The organism is Craurococcus roseus (assembly GCF_039523795.1).
Lineage (GTDB): Bacteria > Pseudomonadota > Alphaproteobacteria > Acetobacterales > Acetobacteraceae > Craurococcus > Craurococcus roseus.
Window position 1 is genome coordinate 1 of record NZ_BAAAFZ010000030.1, and the last position, 9,277, is coordinate 9,277.

Annotated in this window: 7 protein-coding genes; 4 read left to right on the forward strand and 3 right to left on the reverse strand. The window is 73.0% G+C overall.

Translation table 11 applies throughout. The features are described from left to right. On the forward strand, positions 1 to 1,094 hold a 1,094-nt coding region (locus tag ABD067_RS12225), incomplete at its 5' end, for a nitric oxide reductase activation protein NorD (RefSeq protein ID WP_343895579.1). 69 nt (positions 1,095 to 1,163) lie between these two features. Beyond that, complete coding sequence (locus ABD067_RS12230) at positions 1,164 to 1,841, forward strand: DUF4142 domain-containing protein (protein ID WP_343895580.1); 678 nt, start codon at positions 1,164 to 1,166, stop codon at positions 1,839 to 1,841. 89 nt (positions 1,842 to 1,930) lie between these two features. Here ABD067_RS12230 and ABD067_RS12235 read toward each other — a convergent pair whose 3' ends face one another. From ABD067_RS12235 to ABD067_RS12245, 3 genes are all read right to left on the reverse strand, one after another. Further along, positions 1,931 to 2,389 carry a DUF454 family protein gene (locus ABD067_RS12235; RefSeq protein WP_343895581.1) on the reverse strand — a complete coding sequence of 153 codons (459 nt, stop codon included), beginning with the start codon at positions 2,387 to 2,389 and terminating at the stop codon, positions 1,931 to 1,933. A gap of 295 nt (positions 2,390 to 2,684) precedes the next feature. Next, a complete protein-coding gene (locus tag ABD067_RS12240; RefSeq protein ID WP_343895582.1) occupies positions 2,685 to 3,398 on the reverse strand; it encodes a Crp/Fnr family transcriptional regulator in 714 nt (237 codons plus the stop codon). Positions 3,399 to 3,721: 323 nt separating this feature from the next. Continuing rightward, complete coding sequence (locus tag ABD067_RS12245; protein ID WP_343895583.1) at positions 3,722 to 4,651, reverse strand: ferritin family protein; 930 nt, start codon at positions 4,649 to 4,651, stop codon at positions 3,722 to 3,724. 273 nt (positions 4,652 to 4,924) lie between these two features. Between ABD067_RS12245 and ABD067_RS12250 the strand changes: the two genes are divergently transcribed. Next, complete coding sequence (locus ABD067_RS12250) at positions 4,925 to 7,231, forward strand: 4Fe-4S binding protein (protein WP_343895584.1); 2,307 nt, start codon at positions 4,925 to 4,927, stop codon at positions 7,229 to 7,231. Positions 7,232 to 7,248: 17 nt separating this feature from the next. Continuing rightward, entirely contained in the window at positions 7,249 to 9,201 is a 1,953-nt protein-coding gene (gene nosZ, locus ABD067_RS12255; protein WP_343895585.1) for a TAT-dependent nitrous-oxide reductase, read from the forward strand. Positions 9,202 to 9,277: the final 76 nt, after the last annotated feature.

Here is a 9,277-nt window from a genome sequence, read left to right on the forward strand (position 1 = left end):
CGCTGTTGCTCAACCGCTTCGAAACCATCATAGGCCTCGCGGAGATGGTGAACCTCGCCCGCGCGGTCGAGGACGACGACGAGGAGGGCGCGCGCAAGGCCGCCGACGACCTCGACGAGATCGCGGTCGTCCAGCACCGGCGCCGGGCGGCGACGCGGCTGAAGATGGAGCTGGACCTCGCGCCCGCCGCCGCCGCGACAGCGCAGCTCGCGCCCGAGGCGCACACCTACCCGGAGTGGGACCACGCGCGCCGCGCCTACCACCCGGCGCATTGCCGCGTCCTCGCGGAGCCCGCCGCCGCCGAAGGCGAGGACTGGCGGCCCGACGAAGCCGCCCGCCGCCGCATCCGCCGCGTGCGCCGGCAATTCGAGGCGCTCAGGCCGCGGCGCCAGATCCTGCACGCCCAGCCGGACGGGGAGGAGCTCGACCTTTCGGCCGTGGTGCGCGCCCTCGCAGACCGGCGCGCCGGCGCGCCGGGCAGCGAGCGCCTGTTCAGCGCCGCGCGGACGAACCAGCGCGACCTCGCGGTCGCCGTGCTGGTGGACGTCTCGCTCTCCACCGACGCCTGGGTCGAGGACCGCCGCGTGCTGGACGTGGAGAAGGAGGCGCTGCTGGCGCTGGCCGCCGGCCTCGACGCCTGCGGCGACGAGCACGCCGTCTTCGCCTTCACCTCCCGCCGGCGCGACGCGGTGTGGGTCCGCACCGTGAAGGACTTCGACGACCCGTTCGACGCCCGCGCCCTGCGGCGCATCCAGGCGCTGAAGCCCGGCCACTACACGCGGATGGGCGCCGCGGTGCGCCACGCCGCGCGGCGCCTGGCCGACCGCCCGCGCGGCCACCGCCTCCTGCTGCTGCTCACGGACGGGAAGCCGAACGACGCCGACCACTACGAGGGCCGCTACGCGGTGGAGGACACACGCATGGCGATCCGCGAAGCGCGGCGCGCGGGCACGCGGGTTTTCGGCGTCACGGTGGACCGCGAGGCGCGCGACTACTTCCCGTACCTCTTCGGGCCGGGCGCCTACGCCATCTTCCCCGACATCTCCCGCCTGCCCACCGCCCTGCCGGCGATCTACCGGCAGGTCGCGGGCTGAAGCGGCGGGCGGGAACCGGAACGGCGCGTGCGCCCCGGCCGCCCACGCACCCCAGAAAGGGCCAAGACGATGTTCAAACGGACGCTCCTCCTCGCCGCCGCCGCCGCCGCCGCGCCGGTCGCCCTCGCCGCCGGCAAGGCGCGCGCGCAAGCGAACATCGCGCCCGACCCCACGCCGCGCTTGCCGCCCCAGCCGGGCCAGGGCCTGCCGCTGGAGGACGCGCGCTTCCTGCGCAACGCCGCCGCGCTCAGCGGCGCACAGGCCGAGGCGGCGGCGCTGGCGGCGGAGCGGGCCGGCGACGAGGAAACGCGCCGCTTAGCCGCGAGCCTCGGGGAGCGGCACCGCCGGCTGGCGGAGCAGGTCCGCGGCCTCGCCCGTGCGCGCGGCGTGTCAACGGACGCGCCGAGGACGGGCGAGGAAGAACCGGGCGGTGGTCCCATGGCCCGTGCCAGGCAGCGGCTCGAAGGCTTCCGGACCGCGGCCGCGCCGGGTGGCGGCGGCGACCTCGGCCGCGAATTCCTCGCGGCGCAGATCGACGTCCACCCGGCGTTCGTTGAGCTGTACCAGACCCAGGCTTCGCACACGACAGACCGCGAGCTCGGCCGCTTCGCCATCACGTCGCTGGTCGGGTTGCAGGAGGACTTCGCGGCCGCCGCGCGCCTCGGGGAGCGGCACGGCCTCCGGCGCCCCGACCGGGTGCTGGCGAATCCGCCCCAGTACGGGCCCGGGGCGGGGCCGCCCCGTTGAAGCGGCCGCGCCGGCCGTTCGGCCGGACGCACGCGCAGGGCGGCGCTTCCGTCCCGACGCCGCCGTCCCTTGGACGCCGGCGCGCCGCCTCACTCCGCTCCTTCGCGCGGGTCGGGATCGCTGGAGGAAGAAGGCCGGGTGGCTATGAAGGCCGCCGCGCCGGCCATGCAGGCGAGCGCCGCGCCGAGCGCGAAGGCGTTCTCCACCATCGCCCCCGTCAACGCCGCGCCGGCGGCCAGCGCGACGAAGGCCCGCCGTTTCGCCCCGCGCGACACCTCGCCCCGCTCCTGCCAGCGACGCAGGGCGGGCCCGAAGCGGCGGTCGCGGCGCAGCCGCTCGGCCAAGGCCGGGGAAGCGCGGCCGTAGGCCCAAACGGCGAGCAGCAGGAAGGGGGTGGTCGGCAGCAGCGGCAGCACGACGCCCAACGCCGCCGCGCCGACGCTCGCGTGCCCGAGCGCGAGCAGTCCGAAGCGCCGGACGCCGCCCGCCGCGGGCGCGACGGCGACCGCCTCCTCCCGCTCCGCTTCCGGCTGGTCGCGCCGTCGCATGAACCGCCTCCTCAGCCCGGCTGCCCGTCGGCCCGCGGCCGGACCGGGATCGGCGCGGACACCGCCAGGAACCGCGCGTGGCCGGGCACCCTCGGCCGCGAGGCGGCCGGGTCGCGCACCGCGCGCCCGGGCGGCGCCGCCGCGATCATGGTCGCCAACGCCCCGGCGCTTTGCAAGCGCGGCCGCCGCGAGCCCCGGTGCGCTCCGGGAAGCGGCCGGCCGCAGGGGCGCGGCGCTTGTCGGCGGCGCGTCAACCCGCCGAGTCGAACCGGGCCCGCGGCACCGTTCGCGTTCGCTACGCGCATTCATCCGCTATCCGCATCAGCGCGCGCGGGCGGCGCACCACGATGCGCTGCCTCCCGCCCGCCTCCAGGATGCCGGCCTGTTCCCAGCCGCTCAGCACGCGGCTCGCGGTGTGCAACGTCGTGCCCGCCATGTCGGCGATGTCCTGGCGGCCGACCGGGAAGTCGATGCGCACGACGCCGCCGGGCCCGGGCGGGCCCGCCTGCCGCACCAAGCGCAACAAGGCATGGGCGAGGCGGCGCTCGACGCGCTCGGCCGCCATCTCCCCGACGCGCGCATGCGCTTCGTGCACGCGGTCGCCCATGGCCCGCATGGCGCTCAACGCGATGCCGGGATGGCACCGCAAGAGCCCCTGCAGCGCGGCGCCCTCCCAGGAGAGCACGACGCTGTCGACCACCGCGAAGGCGCTCGCCGGATAGCGCTGGTCGGCGCCGAGCAGGGCGAGCACCCCGGCGGGCTCGCCCGGCCCCAGGAAGCGCACCACCACCCGCTGGCCGGTGTTCCCGGTCTGCACCGCTTTCAAGTGGCCCCGCAGCAGCACGTGGAAGGCGCGCGCTTCCACGCCTTGCTCGAACAGCCTCTCGTTCTTCCGCAATTGGCGCACCCGCCCCATGCGGGCCGCTTCCGCCACCGCCGGCTCGTCCAGGCCATCGAAGAAAGACAATCCCTGGAGCGCGGACGGGGCGACGCGTACGGCTGAACTCATCGGACGGGGTGCTCGGCAAGCGCAACCATGGGGTGCCCCTTCCAAATTTGTGCCCCGTGTCGCCAGCGTCCGCCCGGCGCCGGGCAAAACGACAGCGCCGCCGCCGGGCACCGCCCGTGCGTCCGCCACGTCTGCCAGCGGCTTCGTTTCCGCCGTGGAAGAAAACCGCTCCCGAGCGGTCCTGGCTGGGTGGCCAGGGCCGAAATGGCACCAGCCGTCATCGAAAACAATCCGCGCCCATGCCCCTGCGGACCGATCCAGGGGCGTGCCTGTCGTTCCACCTGCTCTATGCGGCCCCGCCGTGCATCGCGGCTCGGCTTGGTTCAGCCCAGGATTGCTTCCAGCCGGGCCGAGCGCGCGACGGCCCGTTCTGCCAAAGACTGCGCCTTCAGCATCGCGGCCTCGTCCTTCGCGCCTTCGGCGGCGGCGAGGTAGCGCTCGGTGGCCTGCTCGGCCAAGCGCAGCGCGGCTTTCGAGGGAGCATGGCCGCCACCTGCCCCGCCGGCGGCGGCCGAAACGCCCCGCCCGGACGCCGCGGCGAGGGCGCGAACCGCCGCCGCCTCTTCGGCCATCCTTTCCGAGTCCATGGACATCCGCCGCAGGCCCGACGCTTGGTCTTCGTCACCCCGCCCCGCCGCGGCCGCCGCAAGCTCCCGCAACAGGGCCGCGAGCTCCCGCTCAAGCGCCGCCGCGTCCCGGGTCGGTCCGGGCGCGCCGCCGGGCGCCGTCCGCCCCCCGTCCGCCCCGCGCGAAGCGCGCCTTTCCGCGTGGAAGGCACGGCGCCGTTCGCGGCGGAGGGCGGATGCGCGATCGAGCTCCTCACCCGCCATGCCCGCGGCCGCCTGGCGCACGGAAGGATCTCCGGCCTGGGCCACGACGTAGGACCAGAAGGCGAAAGCGCGCTCCTTGTGCCTAACGGCGAGCGACAGGGCGCGGTAGGCGGTCTCGAGGCGGCGGGACACGTCGTCGCCCGTTGCCGGCCCGTCGAACATGCCCCGCGGCGCCCAAAGCGCGGCCGACGGGTCAGGCCCCCTCCTGGTGCGCTCCTCGGACCACCGCTCCACCTCGGCGGCGCGGGCACGCGCCTCCGCCGCCAAGCGCTCGAACACGGCCGCCGCCTCGGGAGCGTCCCGCGTCCGTGCGGCGAGGCCGTCGTAGTGCGAGGCGGCGTCGTGCTCGAGCTTGTGGGCGATGGCGAAAAGCTCGCCGAGGGACCGCACCGGCTCGGGCGGCTCGGCCTGCAGCAGCGCCATGGTTCTCCCCTTGGACCGATCCGCGGCCGGGAGCGCCCCCGGATGACAGCGGCGGAGGATAGGGCTTTCCGAGCGGCGCGAATTTGAGGCAGGACAAAGAACACGCGGAGCGGCGGCACTAGGCTGCCCCCGCTCGGACGCACCGGCAACCAGCGGAGGCGAGTCGCTCCCCGCGACGGCCGTGTCCGGTCGAGCGAGGCCGGGGCGTGGCGACCGCGTTCCCGGAACGCATCCATCCGCTCCGGCGCAGAACCGAGGGCGGGCGAGAGTGGAATGGCCCGGCTCCGCAGAAAGGCGCACGAATCCGTCGCAAGGGTGTGGCTCGCGTCGTTGGCGCGGGCGCTCCTGGCGCTGGTCTTCTTCGGCCTGCCGCTGCAAGCAGTGGCGGCGGGACGCCTCGGTGACCATCTGCCGCAGGTGCGTCCCGCCGAGCTGTTCGCCGGGGCCGATCGGTTCGGTGCCCAGCAAGGCGACCCTCCGATCGCGCCGGTCTACGGGGGCGATCGCCTCCTCGGCTACGCCTACCTCAACACCGATCTGACGACCGCCACGGGCTATTCGGGCAAGCCCATCCACCTGGTCGTCGGCATCGACACGGACGGCGTGGTCCGCGGCATCAAGCTGGTCGAGCACAAGGAGCCGATCGTCCTGATCGGCATCCCGGAGCGGCGCATCGTCGAGGCCCTCAACAAGCTCATCGGCACCCCGGCCGCTCCAATCGCAAGCGGGACGGGCCACGCCCCGCAGCCGGACATCGTCAGCGGCGCGACCGTCACCGTGCTCGTCATGGCCGACAGCGTCGTGCGCTCGGCGGTGCGCCTCATCCGCAGCGGCCGGATCGGCGGGGGGGCGGGGGCTGCGCAGGCCGCCGCCACGCCCCCCGTGGCGAAGGCGATCGAGCCCGGCCCCGGCGAGATCCGCGATTGGGAAAGCCTGCTCGGCGACGGCTCCGTGCGGCGGCTGCACCTCACGATCGGCGAGGTGAACGACGCCTTCGAGCGCTCGGGCAACGCCGAAGCAGCGGCGAACCCCGAACCCGGCGCGCCCGACGAGACCTTCATCGAGCTCTACGCCGCGCCCGTGTCCGTGCCGACCATCGGCCGAAGCCTGCTGGGCGACGAGGCTTACGAAAGGCTGCGCGAGCGCCTGAAGCCGGGCGAGCAAGCGCTCGTCGTCGCGGGCGACGGCGTCTACTCCTTCAAGGGCTCCGGCTACGTCCGCGGCGGCATCTTCGACCGGATCGAGCTGACCCAGGACGGCCGGAGCGTCCGCTTCCGCGATCGCGACCACACCCGCCTCGGCGACCTCGCGGCGGACGGAGCCCCGGCGCTGCGCGAGATCGCCCTGTTCGTCGTGCCCGGGGACTTCGCCTTGGACCCGGCCGAGCCTTGGGAGCTGAGGCTCCTGGTCCAGCGCTCGGTCGGCGCGCGGGACAAGGCGTTCCTCCCCTTCGAACTCGGCTACGCGTTGCCCGAGGCGTACCTCCGGCGCGAGCAGCGCGCCGCGACAGCCGCGGACGCTGCGCCGCCGCTGGCGGGGCCGGCGAACGCCGACCCGCTCGACCAACCGCTGTGGCAGCGGATCTGGTGGGCCAAGACCTGGGAGATCGGCATCACGGCGGCGGCGCTGCTGCTGCTGACGGCGATGTTCTTCTTCCAGGACCAGTTCGTGCGCCGGCCCGCCCTGTACCGGTGGGCGCGGCGGGGCTTCCTGGCGTGGACCCTGGTTTGGCTCGGTTGGTACGCCAACGCGCAGCTTTCCGTGGTGAACGTGCTGACCTTCGCCAGCGCGCTGCTCACCGGGTTCGACTGGGCGTATTTCCTGTCCGCTCCGCTGATCTTCATCCTGTGGGCGGGCGTCGCGGCGGCGCTGATCTTCTGGGGCCGCGGCGTGTTCTGCGGCTGGCTCTGCCCGTTCGGCGCGTTGCAGGAGCTGCTGGCCACCGCCGCCCAGAAGCTGAGGGTGCCGCAGATCAGCGTGCCCTGGGGCCTGCACGAGCGCCTGTGGCCCGTGAAGTACATCGTCTTCCTGGGGCTGTTCGGCGTTTCGCTCCACTCCATCGCCCTGGCCGAGCAACTGGCCGAGGTGGAGCCCTTCAAGACCGCCATCGTCCTGAAGTTCCAGCGCGAATGGCCCTTCGTGCTCTACGCCGTGGGGCTGCTGGCCGCAGGGCTGTTCATCGAGCGCTTCTTCTGCCGCTACCTCTGCCCGCTCGGCGCCGCGCTGGCGATCCCGGGCAAGATGCGGACCTTCGAGTGGCTGAAGCGCTGGCAGGAGTGCGGCAGCCCCTGCCAGCGCTGCGCGCGCGAGTGCCCGGTGCAGAGCATCCACCCCGAGGGGCACATCAACCCGAACGAGTGCATCTACTGCATGCACTGCCAGGAACTGTACCGCGCCGAGGACCGCTGCCCGCACAACGTCCAGCAACGGCTGAAGCGCGACAAGCAGGTCGCCATGAGCGCGGTACCGCTGCCCGGCGGCGGCAAGGGCCCGCCGAAAACCGTCATCACCCGGAACGGGAAGCCCGCGAAGGCGCCGCCGAAGGTGCCCGCGCCCGAAGCGGCGCCCCCCGCCCCATGAGCAAGGAGACAGCCCGGATGTCCCAGCAGGACGAAAACACAGGCAACGGCGTCGGCCGGCGCAAGCTGCTCGGCTCCACCGCGTCCGTCGCGGCGGCGGCGGGCCTCGCCGGCGCCGCCGCCGGGACCGCGGCCCTGGTTGCCCCGGCGCAGGCGCAGCAGCGCCAGCAGGCGGCGCGTCCGGCCGCGCGGCCCCAGCCCAACCGCACCGAGGTGAAGCCCGGCGAACTCGACGACTACTACGTGTTCTTCTCCAGCGGCCAGACCGGCGAGCTGCGCATCGTCGGCCTGCCCTCCATGCGCGAACTGATGCGCGTGCCGGTCTTCAACCGCGACAGCGCGACCGGGTGGGGCCAGACCAACGAGAGCCTCAAGGTGCTCACCGAGGGCCTCACGCCCGAGGCGCGGGATTTGCTGCGCGGCCAAGGCAAGGTCACCTACGACACCGGCGACCTGCACCACCCGCACATGTCCTTCACGGACGGGACCTACGACGGCCGCTACCTCTTCATGAACGACAAGGCGAACTCCCGCGTCGCGCGGGTCCGCTGCGACGTGATGAAGTGCGACAAGATCATCCAGATCCCGAACCAGCACACGGTGCACGGCCTGCGCGTCCAGAAGTTCCCGCGCACCGGCTACGTCTTCGCCAACGGCGAGGACCAGGTGCCGGTCCCCAACGACGGCCGCGTGCTCGACGAGCCGGCGAAGTACCGTTCCATCTTCAGCGCCGTGGACGGCGACACCATGCAGGTCGCCTGGCAGGTGATCGTGGACGGCAACCTCGACAACGTGGACGCCGACTACCAGGGCAAGTACGCCTTCGCCACCTGCTACAACTCCGAGAACGGCATGACGCTGGCCGAGATGATGGCCAACGAGCAGGACTGGGTCGTCATCTTCAACCTGAAGCGCATCGAGGACGCGGTGCGGCGGGGCGACTTCCAGCGGACCGGCGGCGTGCCCTTGCTGGATGGCCGCCGCGGCTCGCCCTACACGCGCTATGTGCCGGTCTCGAACAGCCCGCACGGCATCAACACGGCGCCCGACGGCATCCACGTCGTGGCCAACGGCAAGCTGTCGCCGACCGCCACGGTGTTCGACGTCCGGCTCTTCGACGGCCTGTTCGACGACAAGATCGAGCCGCGCGGCGTGATCGTCGCCGAGCCGGAGCTGGGCCTCGGCCCGCTGCACACCGCCTACGACGGCAAGGGTAACGCCTACACCACGCTGTTCATCGACAGCCAGGTCTGCAAGTGGAACATCGAGGCCGCGCGGCGGGCCTACAAGGGCGAGAAGGTGAACCCGGTCGTCCAGAAGCTCGACGTCCACTACCAGCCCGGGCACAACCACACCTCCATGGGCCAGACCAAGGAGGCCGACGGGCGCTGGCTGCTGTCGCTGAACAAGTTCTCGAAGGACCGCTACCTCAACGTCGGCCCGCTGAAGCCCGAGAACGACCAGCTCATCGACATCTCGGGCGAGCGGATGACGCTCGTCCACGACAGCCCGAGCTTCGCCGAGCCGCACGACGCGACCATCATCCACCGCTCCAAGGTGAACCCGCTGCACGTTTGGAAGCGCGACGACCCGTTCTTCGCCGACGCGGTGAAGCAGGCCCAGGCCGACGGCGTGGACCTCACGGCAGACTCGAAGGTGGTCCGCGACGGCGGCAAGGTGCGGGTCTACATGACCTCCACGGCGCCCAACTTCGGCCTCACCGAGTTCCAGGTGAAGCAGGGCGACGAGGTGACGGTGTTCGTGACGAACATCGACGAGGTCGAGGACCTCACGCACGGATTCTGCGTCGTGAATTACAACGTCAGCATGGAGGTGGCGCCGCAGGCGACCGCTTCGGTGACGTTCAAGGCGAGCCAGCCGGGCGTGTACTGGTACTATTGCACCTGGTTCTGCCACGCGATGCACATGGAGATGAAGGGGCGCATGTTCGTCGAGCCCCGGAACGCCTGACGCAGGTGTCCCCCACCGGGCACATCGCGCTGCTCGCCGGGCTGGCGGCCCTCCTCGCCGCCGGTCCGGCGCCGCC